General features: G+C 55.4%; 13 protein-coding genes. 12 read left to right on the plus strand and 1 reads right to left on the minus strand.

Annotation, left to right across the window (positions count from 1 at the left end):
* The first annotated feature begins 120 nt into the window (after positions 1 to 120).
* Together scpB and IC803_RS05445 are read left to right on the plus strand one after the other, a co-directional pair.
* The gene (scpB, locus tag IC803_RS05440; protein WP_081209348.1) at positions 121 to 750 is read left to right on the plus strand and encodes an SMC-Scp complex subunit ScpB; all 630 of its coding nucleotides are present in this window, start codon (positions 121 to 123) and stop codon (positions 748 to 750) included.
* A gap of 46 nt (positions 751 to 796) precedes the next feature.
* Positions 797 to 1,195, plus strand: coding sequence for a hypothetical protein (locus IC803_RS05445; RefSeq protein WP_081209184.1), 399 nt, complete (start codon positions 797 to 799; stop codon positions 1,193 to 1,195).
* 178 nt (positions 1,196 to 1,373) lie between these two features.
* Here IC803_RS05445 and IC803_RS05450 read toward each other — a convergent pair whose 3' ends face one another.
* A complete protein-coding gene (locus IC803_RS05450; RefSeq protein WP_081209182.1) occupies positions 1,374 to 2,183 on the minus strand; it encodes a DUF2935 domain-containing protein in 810 nt (269 codons plus the stop codon).
* A 194-nt stretch (positions 2,184 to 2,377) separates the two neighbouring features.
* Between IC803_RS05450 and IC803_RS05455 the strand changes: the two genes are divergently transcribed.
* From IC803_RS05455 to IC803_RS05500, 10 genes are all read left to right on the plus strand, one after another.
* Positions 2,378 to 3,682, plus strand: a complete 1,305-nt coding sequence (locus IC803_RS05455) for a superoxide dismutase (RefSeq protein WP_081209180.1) — start codon at positions 2,378 to 2,380, stop codon at positions 3,680 to 3,682.
* A 470-nt stretch (positions 3,683 to 4,152) separates the two neighbouring features.
* The gene (locus IC803_RS05460) at positions 4,153 to 5,298 is read left to right on the plus strand and encodes a D-alanyl-D-alanine carboxypeptidase family protein (RefSeq protein ID WP_081209178.1); all 1,146 of its coding nucleotides are present in this window, start codon (positions 4,153 to 4,155) and stop codon (positions 5,296 to 5,298) included.
* A complete protein-coding gene (locus IC803_RS05465; protein WP_081209176.1) occupies positions 5,291 to 5,887 on the plus strand; it encodes a nucleoside recognition domain-containing protein in 597 nt (198 codons plus the stop codon). Before IC803_RS05460 ends, IC803_RS05465 begins: the two co-directional genes overlap by 8 nt.
* Positions 5,887 to 6,420: a spore maturation protein gene (locus IC803_RS05470; RefSeq protein ID WP_081209346.1), complete on the plus strand. Its 534-nt coding sequence runs from the start codon at positions 5,887 to 5,889 to the stop codon at positions 6,418 to 6,420. Before IC803_RS05465 ends, IC803_RS05470 begins: the two co-directional genes overlap by 1 nt.
* A gap of 195 nt (positions 6,421 to 6,615) precedes the next feature.
* Positions 6,616 to 7,347, plus strand: a complete 732-nt coding sequence (locus IC803_RS05475) for a pseudouridine synthase (RefSeq protein WP_081209174.1) — start codon at positions 6,616 to 6,618, stop codon at positions 7,345 to 7,347.
* A gap of 148 nt (positions 7,348 to 7,495) precedes the next feature.
* Positions 7,496 to 8,020 carry a thiol-disulfide oxidoreductase ResA gene (gene resA, locus IC803_RS05480; protein WP_081209172.1) on the plus strand — a complete coding sequence of 175 codons (525 nt, stop codon included), beginning with the start codon at positions 7,496 to 7,498 and terminating at the stop codon, positions 8,018 to 8,020.
* 13 nt (positions 8,021 to 8,033) lie between these two features.
* Complete coding sequence (locus IC803_RS05485) at positions 8,034 to 9,692, plus strand: cytochrome c biogenesis ResB family protein (protein ID WP_081209170.1); 1,659 nt, start codon at positions 8,034 to 8,036, stop codon at positions 9,690 to 9,692.
* Positions 9,679 to 10,866: a c-type cytochrome biogenesis protein CcsB gene (gene ccsB, locus IC803_RS05490; RefSeq protein ID WP_081209168.1), complete on the plus strand. Its 1,188-nt coding sequence runs from the start codon at positions 9,679 to 9,681 to the stop codon at positions 10,864 to 10,866. Before IC803_RS05485 ends, ccsB begins: the two co-directional genes overlap by 14 nt.
* 96 nt (positions 10,867 to 10,962) lie before the next feature.
* Positions 10,963 to 11,688 (plus strand): response regulator transcription factor, encoded by a 726-nt coding sequence (locus IC803_RS05495; RefSeq protein ID WP_081209166.1) that lies wholly within the window; start codon positions 10,963 to 10,965, stop codon positions 11,686 to 11,688.
* A complete protein-coding gene (locus tag IC803_RS05500) occupies positions 11,688 to 13,481 on the plus strand; it encodes an ATP-binding protein (protein WP_081209164.1) in 1,794 nt (597 codons plus the stop codon). The genes IC803_RS05495 and IC803_RS05500 overlap by 1 nt, the downstream gene beginning before the upstream one ends.
* Positions 13,482 to 13,502: the final 21 nt, after the last annotated feature.

Here is a 13,502-nt window from a genome sequence, read left to right on the forward strand (position 1 = left end):
CCTATTGGACAGGCGGTGCGCGCCGCCCGCGCAGAACGGCTGCCGTCCTGGCGGCTGACGGAAACGGACAGAAAGGGGGACTGTTGCGCCAGCGAGGAACGCTTGGCGCGGCGAAGCGCGATGGAACAACAGGAAATGGTAAAAAAAGACGGTGCCGGCGCGGGGCGCCCGGCGAAGGCGATCGTTGAAGCGCTGCTGTTTGCTGCTGGCGACGAGGGGCTGTCGCTCGCCCAAATCGCCGCCGTGCTCGATGTCGACGAATCGGAGGCGAAAGCGGTCGTTGCGGCGCTGCGGGAAGATTACAGCCGGGAGGAGCGCGGCATTCAGCTCATAGAGCTGGCTGGCGTGTTTTTGCTGGCGACGAAAAAAGAGCACGCCCCGTATTTAAAAAAGCTCGTTGAGGCGCCAGGGGCGTCGTCGCTGTCGCAGGCGGCGCTTGAGACGCTGGCCATCATCGCCTACCGCCAGCCGATTACACGCGCCGAGATTGAGGAAATTCGCGGCGTGAAAAGCGACAAACCGCTCCAGACACTAATGGCCCGGGCGCTCATTAAGGAGGTTGGGCGTGCCGAAGGAACCGGGCGCCCGATTTTGTATGGCACAACGGCGGAATTTCTTGACTATTTTGGGCTGAAAACGCTCGAGGAGCTGCCGCCGCTGCCTGAATGGGCGGATGATGGCGAGCTCGAGCGGGAGGCGGATTTATTTTTTGAAAAATTGGCGGAAAATTTGAGCGACGAAAAGCCGTAATATGGTAAACTAAAGAAAAAACGGCTGATCGGGAAGGGGGGCGCTCATGAACGTTTGCCGCTTGTACGGCGAAGAGCTGCAAAAATCGCAGTCGAATACGTTTGAAGACTATTTTAACCGCTCAGAAGTCACCTATCGTGACGGCGGTGAAGAGCGGACGCTGTCTGTGTTGTATTTGCGCCATTTTGAGGCGGCGCTGCTTGATGTGCTGCCATACGAAGGCGATCCGCTGTTTACGGCCGCCGGACGCAACATTCATTTGCGCGACATCGTCGCCCTCGTCTGTTTATGGCAAAATCCGGCCTATCGGCAGCGCCGGCGCGTCTATATTCATGACGAGGATGAGCTGCGCCGCTATTTTGCCGCCGTTGATGGCCAAACGTTGCAGGCGTTGGTGAGCGAATGGGCGGCCACTGGCGCTTGCCGCCTGCCGCTGCCATCGTAACAGAAGACGGGTGCGGGGCATCGTTTTTTACATTTCGACAGAACGCGGCCGCCGGGCCGGCACGGCCGGTTTTTAGGGGCGGTTGGAGCGGTCGGCGGGCGTTGTTTGCCAGCCGCCGGGCGCGAAGTGATTTTGCGGAAAAGCGGTTCCTTCGGGCGAACCGCTTTTTCTCATCCGGCTATTCCGTCCGCGGTTTGGTCGGGTCGCACGCCGGCGGCTTCACCTCGCCGGTAGTCTCGGCCAGCTTTTGCAAATAGTAACATTCTTCCCGCGCCATATGGTCGGCCATGAGCGGCGACAGCACACCAAGCACTTCATTGTTTAATTCCATCTCCTCGAGCTCGTGCAAAAAGCTTTGGAAAATGGCCATTTCCAGCTCGATTTGACGGTGGAAGCGGGAAAGCGCCGGAAACTGATGAACGTTAGCCCGCAAATAGCCGGCCATCTCAATGGCTTTCAGATAAAAGGCTTCCCATTCCTTCGTGAACGTATGGCTTTGCTGCTTCAGCTGCTTTTCCGTATGGTCGAGCCGATCGTGAATGGCCCCGGCATGGCCGGCGGCGTCAAGCAGCCAAAGCAAATCGTGATGAAGCGGATGAACGCGCGGCGGCCGCTTTCCTTGGGCGTAGCAGTCCGCGAGGCGCAGCCATTCATCAAGTTCGTTCACCATATGGTTCAAAAACGTCGGCGGCAATGAAAAGCGAAACGACTCGGTTACATGGCGCCGCAGCAAATGGAGTTTGAACGCCCGCAGCCGTTCACCCGCTTCTTTTCCGCGGATGATGAGCGCGGACCACGCCGCGGCGGCCTCCGGCTGGCGCGCTTCGGCGAGCAAGTCGTCAAACAGGCGCTGCAGTTGTTTCGCTTCGTTGATTTCTGCCCGCTCGCTTTCGGCGAGCGCTTCAACAATAAACCGGCAATGGTCGCCAAGAATTTGCATCCAAAAACGGAGTTCAAAAAGCGCTTCTTGCTCAATCGGTTTGCTCATTCGTTTTTTCGCAGAGCGCGTCGCACAGGGGAATGCGACGATTCTGCTTTTCCCTCCTTGCTATGTTTTGCCTGTGTTGATCATCTCGCTCCTATATGTATGTGCGGTTAGGAATTTGGGTGAATGCGGACAAGAACGATTTTCCCAGGCCGGCATACGATATGGCGAAAAAAGCAGGAGGAGGTTTTTACCAAATGGACGACCAAACGTTGTTTGCCCGGTATGCGGCTGAGGTGAACGGATGGGGAGAACAGGTCAAGCAGGTGCTGGCGCTGCGCGGGGCAAGCACTGATGGCGCTTCGGCGCTGCTAAAGTTTATCGCTGAACATGACGGAGCGTGGACGGAAGAGGCCATCCGTGAGCTCACGCGCCTTGTGGATGACGTGTACGCCGCTGCGCTTCGCCATTATGCCGTTGAAGCGGCTGAGTGGGGGAGACAAATGGAGCACGCCCTATCCGCGCGCGGAGCGGTGGATGACATCGGCCTTTCTTCTTTGTTGGCGCACATTGAAGAACACGACGGCGAGTGGACGGAGGAGGAAATTGGCCAACTGCAACGCCTTGTTGACGATGTGTATGTTCGAGCCGTTCGCCTTGTCGAACCAGTAGCCGGCGGACAGGAGGAAAACTCGCCACGGCGGGAAGAAGAAGCCGTTTTGCTTGAGCAGGAAGGCGGCGGAGAGCCAAGCGTTGAAGAGATCGTCACACATGAGGGAGATAGCGAACAAGAGCCGGCCGCCGCGGCGGAACGGGCGGAGCCGATCGCATCCTCATCGGCGGATTCCGCTGATGGCGGGCAGTTGCACAAGGAAAAGACGATTGACGAAGAGCCGCGTCAAGAGGAAGGCGAGGCCGATGGTGAACGGCAGCGGCCGATCCCGCCTGGCAAGCATGTGCTGCCGCCGCTGCCGTACAGCTACGATGCGCTTGAGCCTCATATTTCCGAAGAAATTATGCGTCTCCACCATACGAAGCATCATCAAAGCTACGTCGACGGCCTGAACAAGGCGGAGCGCATGATGGCTGAGGCGCGCCGTACGAACAATTTTGAACTGTTGAAACATTGGGAGCGGGAGGCGGCGTTCAACGGTTCCGGCCACTATTTGCACACCATTTTTTGGTATAACATGCACCCGGAAGGCGGCGGCGAGCCGCGCGGGGAGTTGCGGGCGCAAATGGAACGCGACTTCGGCAGCTTTGCCGCATTCCGGCGCCACTTCACCGAAGCGGCGAAAAGCGCCGAAGGGGTTGGCTGGGCGCTGCTCGTTTGGGCGCCGCGGGCGCATCGGCTCGAAATTTTGCAGGCGGAAAAACACCAGCTCATGACGCAATGGGATACGATTCCGCTTCTTGTGCTTGATGTATGGGAGCATGCGTACTACTTGCAATATAAAAACGATCGGGCGGCGTATATCGAACATTGGTGGAACGTCGTCAACTGGCGCAATGTCGAAGCGCGCTTCGATGAGGCGCGGAAGCTGCGCTGGCAGCCATTTTAAACAGGCGGGGGTCACCCCGCCTGTTTTTTGAGCGGGCAAAAGCCAGCTCCTTGTCTAGAGGGGGGGTTCGCTGAACAAACGATGCGCGGCTGCTCTAGAAGGCCGGTGAAAAACGGCTGTCACGAGCAAATCAGCGGCATTTCGCCAAAAAAGAAGGCTGATTTCGCAAAGTTTTTCTCATTGGGAAACAGCTGGAACTAGCAGTATTTTGTATTAAATCACCAGCCTTCTAGGCATCGCGCTTGGAGTGTCATCCTTCTCCTGGCGGAAGCCTGTGAGCGCTTCTGCAGCCATATTTTTTCATCATATTTGTCCGAGCGGCGCATACACTTGTACAAAGCATGGCCTCCATGCCCAGCCTGTTTCCGTTGCGGAGTTCCCTCTGCTGCGTTCATTTCAGCCTAATTGGAAAGGAGGAACAGGCGATTCCTCCCTGCTTGCCGAAGGAGGGGGATCCTCGCCGATATCGGATGAAGAGGTGGAAGCGGCTCGTTTGGCTCATTGCGCTCATTGCGGGGATCACATTCTGTGTTCCGGGGCAGCTGCACGCCATGGACGGGGTGAGCGCGAAAAGCGCGATTTTAATAGAGCAACATTCCGGGCGGATTTTGTTTGCGAAAGACGCCTATACAAAGCGGCGCATCGCCAGCATTACGAAAATTATGACCGCCATTTTGGCGATTGAGTCCGGGAAGCTTGATGATACAGTGACGATCAGCGCCCGCGCCGTCCGGACGGAAGGGTCGTCGATTTACTTGCGTCAAGGGGAGAAAATAAAACTGCGCGACCTCGTATACGGACTGATGCTTCGTTCCGGCAATGACGCCGCGGTCGCCATCGCTGAACATGTCGGCGGCAGTGTCGAGGGGTTTGTGTTTTTAATGAACGAAAAGGCGGCTGAAATCGGGATGCGCGATACGGAATTTGCCAATCCGCACGGGCTGGACGATGCGGAAAACCATTATTCAACCGCTTACGACATGGCGTTGTTGATGCAATATGCGATGAAAAATAAAGAGTTTCGCCGCATTTCCGGAACGAAAGTGTACCGTGCTCCTGCCCCGCCTGGTGAAGACGGGGCGCGTGTATGGCGGAATAAAAATAAGCTGTTGACAAGCCTTTACGAATATTGCACCGGCGGCAAAACCGGCTATACGAAACGGGCGCACCGCACACTTGTGACGACAGCGTCGAAAGACGGCATCGAGTTGATCGCGGTGACATTGGACGCTCCGGACGACTGGAACGATCATATCGCCATGTATGAGTATGGGTTTTCCAACTACCATATCGCAAAAGTCAGCGGCGAGCGGGTCGTGAAGAAAATTTCCGACCCGTTTTACGAGGGGCGGCTTCGGGCAGCCCGCGATTTGCAATATCCGGTGACCGAACAGGAGACGGGGGAGCTGCGGGTGAAAGTATATTTGTTGGAGCCGCGCGATGAATGGAAGGAACCCCCGAGCCGCGCGCCGACCGCAGTCGGAAAAGCGGTGCTTTATTTGAACAAACAGGCGGTTGATGCGGTGCCGCTTTTTTATGAGCCGGAGAAGGGCAAAAGCAGCCGGGGGTTCTTTTGGCAAGTATTTCGGTTTTTAGGTGTGAGAAGCGATGGTTAACCTCATTTGGGTGATGATGGCGGTCATCGGCATCGCCTTTGCTGCGGCCAACGGCACGATGGAGGAAGTGAACAAGGCGGTGTTCGAAAGCGCCAAAGAAGCGGTGATGATCAGCATCGGCATGATCAGCATTTTAGTGTTTTGGCTTGGATTGATGGCGATCGCTGAGCGGGCCGGCTTGCTTCATAAAGTCGCGCGCCTGTTCATGCCCGTTGTGCGCCGCCTGTTCCCGGAAGTGCCGCCCGGCCATCCGGCGCTCGGCTACATCGTTTCGAACATGGTCGCCAATATGTTCGGCCTTGGCAATGCAGCGACGCCGATGGGCATTAAGGCGATGGAGCAGCTGAAGCGGCTCAACGGCGGCAGCGACGAGGCGAGCCGGTCGATGGTGACGTTTTTAGCCATTAATACGTCAAGCATTACCCTCATTCCGGCGACTGTCATCTCGATTCGGATGACGTACGGTTCGGCGTCGCCGGGCGAAATTATCGGCACGACAGTCGTCGCCTCGACGGTTTCGACGATTGGGGCGGTATTGATTGACCGGTATTATTATTGGAAACGGATGCGGAAAGGCAGGAAGCCATGATGGCCATCGTCCAGCTTCTTTCAGTTTGGCTCATTCCGGGGCTCATCGCCTTTATTTTGCTCTATGGCACGGTAAAAAAAGTGCCGACGTACGAGGCGTTTGTCGAAGGCGGCAAAGAAGGGATCGAAATTGCGTTTTCGCTCATTCCATATTTAGTCGGCATGTTAGTATCGGTCGCGATTTTCCGTGCATCCGGGGCGCTTGAGGCGCTGATGGCGGCGATCAAGCCGTTCGCTGCGGCCATCGGGCTGCCGGCCGAAGTCGTTCCGCTCGCCGCGATTCGCACGATTTCCGGCACGGCCGCGCTCGGCATGACGACCGATTTAATTGCCACATACGGCCCTGACTCGTTTATCGGACGCCTCGCTTCCACCATCCAAGGCAGCACCGAGACGACGCTTTATGTGCTCACCGTCTATTTTGGCGCCGTCGGCGTCAAAAAAATGGGCGACGCGTTAAAAGTCGGCGTTTTAGCGGACATTCTTAGCTTTATCGTTTCCTTTTTCATCGTCTTGTTTGTATTCGGGCGCTGACCGCGTCCGTTTTTTGTTTTCCCGCCGTCCGGCGGGTTTTTGTTTGAGAGCCGCTTTCCGATCCGTTGAGCACTCGCAGCCTGTGCTCACGTTTCGAAAAGGAGGGGATTTCCGGCCCGGGATGATAAAAATAAAAGCGGCATGCTTGTATCTGTCTAACGGAAAGGGTAAGATGATGAAAGAGGTGAGAAGCAAATGGAACGGTTGCAAAAAGTGATTGCCCGCGCCGGCATCGCGTCAAGGCGCAAGGCGGAAGAAATGATTTTGCAAGGGCGGGTGAAAGTCAACGGCCGCGTCGTCACCGAACTCGGCGTCAAAGTCGGGCCGAGCGACGATGTGGAAGTCGACGGCATCCCGGTCGAGCGCGAGGAGCCGGCATATTATTTGCTCTACAAGCCGCGCGGCGTCATCTCGAGCGTCAAAGATGAGAAAGGGCGCAAAGTGGTGACCGACTTTTTTAAAGATCTCCACCAGCGCATTTACCCGGTCGGGCGGCTTGACTACGATACGTCCGGCCTGCTCTTGTTGACGAATGACGGCGATTTCGCCCATTTGCTGATGCATCCGCGCTATGAGATCGAGAAGGTGTACGTCGCTAAAGTGAAAGGCATCCCGACGCGCGAGCAGCTGAAACAGCTCGAGAAAGGGGTGCTGTTGGAAGACGGCATGACGGCGCCAGCGAAAGTGAAACTGCTCTCGGCTGACCGGAAAAAGCGGACGGCCATTGTCGAAATCCGCATTCATGAAGGGCGCAATCGGCAAGTGCGCCGCATGTTTGAGGCGATCGGCTGCGAAGTGCTGAAACTGAAGCGGGAGCGGTACGCGTTTCTCGATTTGAAAGGGCTTCGCCCCGGCGAATACCGCGAGCTGTCGCCGCATGAAGTGAAGCTGCTGCGCGCGATCGCCCAGTCCGGAGGGAAAAAATAGCGACGAACTTTGTCACATAACGTTCATATTCCTTGTGCATAGGGCGGAACGAAACTTTGCTATAATGGAAAATGGGAGATTATGAACTGCCACGTCGGCCCCTGCGGCATCGGCCGCAGGGGGATGAGAAATTGAAGGGGTTTGAGCGATGAAAAAACAACAGCGCTTAGTGATGAGAACGGCTATTTTGCTCTTGCTGCTGGCCGCGCTCGGCTATACGATTTACGCCAACTTTTTCACAGAGAAAGCGGCGGTCGCTGTCGGCTCAACAGCGCCCGATTTTGTGCTCGCTGACTTAAAAGGGCGTGAACATCGTCTTTCAGACTATCGCGGCAAAGGCGTCTTCTTAAACTTTTGGGGAACGTGGTGCAAGCCGTGTGAACGGGAAATGCCGTACATGAACGAACTGTATCCGGTTTATAAAAAGCAGGGGGTTGAAATTTTAGCCGTCAATGTCGGTGAACCGAAGCTGAGCGTCGAAAAGTTTGCCGAACGCTTCGGCTTAACGTTTCCGATTGTCATCGACCGCCAGGATCAAGTGCTGAACGCGTATAACGTCGGGCCGCTGCCGACGACGTTTTTGATCGACAAAAACGGCGAAGTGAAAAAAATCATTACCGGCACGATGACAAAAGAAGGTATCAAGCAGCACCTAGAAAGCATCAAACCGTGAGGAGTTTTGCGCCATGGAACACGTCAAATGCGAATGCGGACACGTCAACCCGCACGGCACAGCGTTTTGCGAGTCGTGCGGCAAGCCGCTTGAGGAGCAGGGAGAGAAGCCGCTTTTAGATATGCGCTACGAAGGGAGCGCACGACGGTCACAAACGTACAACCGAACGATCGTCGACCAAATTTGGGCGTTTTTCTCCTCGGTCAAAGTCGGGGTAGCGCTCATCGTCATCACGCTCATCGCCTCGGCCGTCGGCACGATTTTTCCGCAAGAAATGTATATCCCGCCGAACGTGAATCCGGCTGAATACTACGAAGAGCAGTACGGTTGGGCGGGAAAGCTCTATTACGAGCTCGGTTTTAACAATTTGTACGGCTCGTGGTGGTACATGCTGCTCATCGCTTCAATCGGCGTTTCCCTTGTCATTTGCAGCTTGGACCGCGTCGTGCCGCTTTACCGCGCCTTGAAGCGGCAAGGAGTGAAGCGCCATCCGCACTTTTTGGAGCGGCAGCGGCTGTTTGGCGTCTCGCGCGTCGGCGATATGGACAAGGCGGTCGCTCTGCTGAAAGAGCGGCTCGCCAAGCAGCGCTACCACATCCGCGAAGAAGGCGGCCATCTGCTCGCCGAAAAAGGGCGCTTTTCCCGCTGGGGGCCGTATGTGAACCATGTTGGCCTGATCATCTTCTTAATCGGGGCCATGCTCCGCTCGGTGCCGGGCATGTACATTGATGAGGTGATGTGGATTCGCGAAGGGGAAACGAAAGAAATCCCGGGGACTGACGGCCAATACTTTTTAAAAAGCGAAAAGTTTATTTTTGATACGTACAAAAAAGGCGAAGACAATGAAGTGTTTAATGCCGCCATCGACCGCGTCGGCGATGGCATGATTGCGGAAAACTATCAGACGAATGTCGTCTTGTATAAGCGCGTCGGCCCGACAGTCGCCGGCGCCAAGCCGAAGCTCGAAAAGGTGAAAGAATATCCGATTCGCGTCAACGAACCGCTGAAATTCAACCACTACGCGCTCTATCAAGTTGATTTCCGGCTGAACGAGCCGAAAACGATGTCGTTCCAACTGGCGGATAAACAGTCGGGCAAAACGTTCGGCACGGTAGCGATCGACTTGTACGATCCAAAAGAAACGTACGACCTCGGGCGGGGGTATCGCGTTGAGCTATTAAGCTATTTTCCTGACTTTGAGTTTGACGAAGACGGCAACCCGTCGACGAAATCGCGCGTGCCAAACAATCCGGCGTTCGTCTTTAAAATGTATGCGCCGGATCGGCCGGAAGGGGAAGTCAGTTTCGTCGCCATCCAACAAACGATCGAACCGTTTGGCGACAACAAATATAAAATGGCGTTTGCGGGGCTTGAGACGCGCAACGTCTCTGGCTTGACCGTCCGCCGCGATTTCACGCTTTGGATTTTAGGGGTGGGCGGCGCGATTTTCATGATCGGGCTCATCCAAGGAATGTATTGGAACCACCGCCGCGTTTGGGTGCAGCGGGTGAACGGCGAATTATGGATCGCCGCACATACGAATAAAAACTGGTTCGGCTTGAAAAACGAGCTGCGCCGCCTGCTTGACGGCACCGGCGTCGCGATGCCGGCCGATCGGCTCGAAGAAGGAAAACAAGCCGGACAGGGAGGGCAAGCGCATGGCACAGCTTAGCAGCACATTGCTATATATTTCGTTCGTTTTATATTTGATCGGCACGTTTCTTTTTGGCGGCGCCATTCGCGATAAACGGAAGGAGCGGCAAGGAAAAGACCGCTGGTCGCAGCTTGGCATTGCCGTGACGATCATCGGCTTTCTTACTCAAGTCGGTTATTTTGTGACGCGCTGGATGGCTGCTGGGCACGCCCCGGTGAGCAACTTGTTCGAGTTTACGACGTTTTTCGGCATGATGCTTGTGGCCGCTTTCATCATTGTGTATTTCATTTACCGATTGAGCGTGCTCGGCTTGTTTGCGCTGCCGGTCGCGTTGCTCATTATCGCCTATGCGAGCATGTTTCCGCGCGAAATTTCGCCGCTCATTCCCGCCTTGCAAAGCGACTGGCTGCACATTCACGTCACGACTGCGGCGGCCGGGGAGGCGATTTTGGCCATCAGCTTTGTCGCCGGGCTCATTTATTTGATCCGTGTCGTCGACCAGTCGAAACCGTCGAAGCGCACGTTTTGGCTCGAAGCCGTCATGTTTTGCCTAGTAACCACGCTCGGTTTCGTCATCGTTTCGACAGCGTTCGGGCTTTCCGGGTATGAGGCGAAATTTTCGTGGATTGACAAGAACGATCAACCGGCGGAAGTCGAGTACCATATGCCGGCGCTCGTCGGGCCGCATGAGGGCGAGCTCGCCAAAGACAGCGCCGGCCGCATGGAGCCGCTTGTTGAGATGCCGGCGATCATTAACGCGAAAAAGTTGAATACCGTCATTTGGTCGTTGATGGCTGGGGCGGTGTTGTACATCGCGCTTCGTCTCGCATTGCGCAAACGCATCGCAGCGGCATTGCAGCCGCTTGTGAAAAACGTCAATTTGGATTTGACTGATGAAATTTGCTACCGAGCTGTAGCGATCGGATTCCCGGTGTTTACGCTCGGGGCGCTCATTTTTGCCATGATTTGGGCGCAAATTGCTTGGACGCGCTTTTGGGGCTGGGATCCGAAAGAAGTATGGGCACTCATCACCTGGCTGTTTTACGCCGCCTTTTTACATCTCCGGCTCTCAAAAGGCTGGCACGGAGAAAAGTCGGCGTGGCTTGCCGTCATCGGTTTTGCCATTATTATGTTTAACTTAGTGGCGGTCAACCTCGTCATCGCGGGGCTGCACTCATATGCCGGGACATGATCGCAAGGCAAACGGATGCCCTATTGGCGGGCATCCGTTTTTTCAGTAAACTAGAAAGTGGGGACTGTTTCCATCTTGTAAGGGAGGATGTTTGGCATGGAAAAGCAAGAAAAGCCGATCCGCATTTTAGTGGTCGATGATGAAGAACGCATCCGCCGACTCTTGAAAATGTACTTGGAACGGGAAAACTATGCGATCGACGAAGCCGGCGATGGCAATGAAGCGCTTGAGAAAGCGCTGGCGAACGACTACGACGTTATTTTGCTCGATTTAATGCTGCCGGGCAAAGATGGAATTGAGGTGTGCAAAGAAATTCGCGAGCAAAAAGCGACGCCGATTATTATGCTGACGGCGAAAGGCGAAGAATCAAACCGCGTTCAAGGGTTTGAAGTCGGCACCGATGATTACATCGTCAAGCCGTTCAGCCCGCGCGAAGTCGTCCTGCGCGTCAAAGCGCTGCTGCGCCGCGCAGCGAACGCCGCCTATGTGCCGGCCGAGACGACAGCCAAAGATGTGTTGGTGTTCCCGCATGTAACGATTGACAACGATGCCCACCGGGTGACGGTCGACGGCCAAGAGGTGAGCTTGACGCCGAAAGAATATGAACTGCTTCTCTTTTTAGCCCGCTCGCCGGATAAAGTGTTTGACCGCGAGCAGCTGTTAAAAGAAGTATGGCATTACGAGTTTTTCGGCGATTTGCGCACCGTCGACACTCATATTAAACGGCTGCGCGAAAAGCTGAATAAAGCGTCGCCGCAGGCCGGAAAAATGATCGTCACCGTCTGGGGCGTCGGCTACAAGTTTGAGGCAGTGAGCGACTGATGTGGCTGTTTCGCAGCGTCGTCGGGAAGCTATGGTTTACGATTTTGCTGCTCGTCTCGTGCGTGCTGTTTATTTTAAGCATTTTGCTTATTAAATTTTTTGAAGAGTACTATGTGCAAGAGGCGGAAAACGATTTGACCCGCCTGGCGACAAAAGTGGCAGAGGTGATGCACGATTACCGTGACGAGCAGCTCGCCCGCTCGATCGCCTGGACGCTCGTCGACAATCGCTCAAAAGCGATCATCGTCGCCGATGAGTCGCACTATTGGTATTCGCCCGGTGATGCAGACTTGGATGATATGCCGCTGTCGTCCATCCGCCAAGACCCGGACTTGCGGCGCGTGCTGACTGACCAGGAAACGGTGAAAAAGCGGCTGTATGTGCCGGATTGGGGCCAAAATGAAAAGCCGCAGCACGATAGGATCATCGTCGGTGTCCCGATGTCAATGCCGGACGGCAGCCGCGGCGCCGTTTTCATTTACCAGTCGCTCGAGGCGATCGCCGATGCAACCGAACATACGAAAGAGCTTATTTTTCTCGCCGCCTTTATTGCCATTGTCATGACGACCTTTTTTGCTTTTTTCTTGTCAACGCGCATCACCGCTCCGCTCAGGAAGATGCGTCAAGCCGCGTTTGAAGTGGCGCGCGGCCATTTCGACACAAAGGTGCCGATTTTAACAAACGATGAAATCGGCGGGCTGGCGATGGCGTTCAACCAAATGGGGCGGCGGCTGCAATTCAATATTAACGCTTTAAATCAAGAAAAAGAACAGCTGGCCAGCATTTTAAGCAGCATGGCCGACGGCGTGATTACGTTTAGCCGCGACGGGGAAATTTTAATTACGAACCCGCCGGCGGAGCGGTTTTTGCAGGCGTGGTATTTCGAGCAAGGAAACGACGCGGAAACGATGGCGCCGCTGCCGCCGCAAGTGAAAGAACTGTTCGCCCGCGTCGTCCGCGAGGAAAAGGAGCAATCGATCGAGGTGACGATGCAAGGGCGGACATGGGTCATTTTAATGACGCCGTTATACGGAAAAACGATGGTGCGCGGCGCGGTCGCCGTTTTGCGCGACATGACCGAAGAGCGGCGGCTTGATAAGCTGCGCAAAGATTTCATTGCCAACGTCTCGCACGAGCTGCGCACGCCAATCGCCATGCTGCAAGGCTACAGCGAGGCAATCATCGACGACATCGCCGCCAGTGAGGAAGAGAAGAAAGAGATGGCGAAAGTCATTTACGACGAGTCGCTGCGCATGGGCCGTCTTGTTAACGATTTGTTGGACCTCGCCCGCATGGAGGCGGGCCATATCGAGCTGCAGTATGAGCGGGTCGAGCTTGTTCCTTACGTGGAGCGGGTGATCCGCAAGTTTTACGGGCTGGCGAAAGAAAAGCAAATCGAGCTGACGGCCGAGTTTCGCGACGAGAACATCGAAATCGCGATCGATCCAGACCGGATCGAACAGGTGTTAACGAATTTGATCGATAACGCCATTCGCCATACGGAGGCGGGCGGCACGGTCCGTCTGATTATCGAGCGAAGCGGCGACGGCGTAACGATTCACGTCCAAGACTCCGGTTCCGGCATTCCAGAGGAAGATTTGCCGTTTGTGTTTGAACGGTTTTACAAAGCCGATAAAGCGCGGACGCGCGGCCGCTCAGGCACCGGACTCGGCTTGGCTATCGCTAAAAACATCGTTGAAGCGCATAAAGGGCTTATTACCGTCCATAGTAAGCGAAACGAAGGAACGACATTTTCGTTTTATTTGCCGGCTCGCGAACCGAAAAGGGCGTAGCGCTGTGCAGGGGGGGAGAGC

Source organism: Geobacillus sp. 46C-IIa (genome assembly GCF_014679505.1).
In the GTDB taxonomy this organism is placed as follows: domain Bacteria; phylum Bacillota; class Bacilli; order Bacillales; family Anoxybacillaceae; genus Geobacillus.

Coding starts and splice junctions, on each gene's coding strand:
- IC803_RS05455 (WP_081209180.1), top strand. CDS start 2,378: ATGGACGACCAAACGTTGTTTGCCCGGTATGCGGCTGAGGTGAACGGA.
- IC803_RS05460 (WP_081209178.1), top strand. CDS start 4,153: ATGAAGAGGTGGAAGCGGCTCGTTTGGCTCATTGCGCTCATTGCGGGG.
- IC803_RS05495 (WP_081209166.1), top strand. CDS start 10,963: ATGGAAAAGCAAGAAAAGCCGATCCGCATTTTAGTGGTCGATGATGAA.
- ccsB (WP_081209168.1), top strand. CDS start 9,679: ATGGCACAGCTTAGCAGCACATTGCTATATATTTCGTTCGTTTTATAT.
- IC803_RS05485 (WP_081209170.1), top strand. CDS start 8,034: ATGGAACACGTCAAATGCGAATGCGGACACGTCAACCCGCACGGCACA.
- IC803_RS05500 (WP_081209164.1), top strand. CDS start 11,688: ATGTGGCTGTTTCGCAGCGTCGTCGGGAAGCTATGGTTTACGATTTTG.
- scpB (WP_081209348.1), top strand. CDS start 121: ATGGAACAACAGGAAATGGTAAAAAAAGACGGTGCCGGCGCGGGGCGC.
- IC803_RS05445 (WP_081209184.1), top strand. CDS start 797: ATGAACGTTTGCCGCTTGTACGGCGAAGAGCTGCAAAAATCGCAGTCG.
- IC803_RS05450 (WP_081209182.1), bottom strand. CDS start 2,183: ATGAGCAAACCGATTGAGCAAGAAGCGCTTTTTGAACTCCGTTTTTGG.
- IC803_RS05475 (WP_081209174.1), top strand. CDS start 6,616: ATGGAACGGTTGCAAAAAGTGATTGCCCGCGCCGGCATCGCGTCAAGG.
- IC803_RS05465 (WP_081209176.1), top strand. CDS start 5,291: ATGGTTAACCTCATTTGGGTGATGATGGCGGTCATCGGCATCGCCTTT.
- IC803_RS05470 (WP_081209346.1), top strand. CDS start 5,887: ATGGCCATCGTCCAGCTTCTTTCAGTTTGGCTCATTCCGGGGCTCATC.
- resA (WP_081209172.1), top strand. CDS start 7,496: ATGAAAAAACAACAGCGCTTAGTGATGAGAACGGCTATTTTGCTCTTG.